This window comes from Olsenella uli, assembly GCF_901212655.1.
In the GTDB taxonomy this organism is placed as follows: Bacteria; Actinomycetota; Coriobacteriia; order Coriobacteriales; family Atopobiaceae; genus Parolsenella; species Parolsenella uli_A.
This window is the reverse complement of sequence record NZ_CAAKON010000046.1, coordinates 1-218: the sequence shown is the minus strand read 5'-3', so window position 1 is coordinate 218 and position 218 is coordinate 1. Positions and strand designations below refer to the sequence as shown.

1 tRNA gene is annotated in these 218 nt (G+C 54.1%); it reads right to left on the bottom strand.

The window, feature by feature from the left end:
- Positions 1-144 precede the first annotated feature (144 nt).
- Positions 145-218, bottom strand: a tRNA-Cys gene (locus EFAMC2_RS09115).

The following is a 218-nucleotide window of genomic DNA, read 5'->3' as shown; positions in this document are numbered from 1 at the left end:
GCGCTCTCCCAACTGAGCTATATCCCCGTGCGTTGGTGCGAGGAAATATAATGCCAGATTCTTCGAGTTCGTCAAGTGGAAGTTGAAAACTTTTCTTCGAGCCAAACAAAAAAGCTCCGGCGCAAACCGGAGCTTCGAAATCGATGGAGGCGACGCCCAGATTCGAACTGGGGGTAGGGGCTTTGCAGGCCCATGCCTTACCACTTGGCCACGTCGCC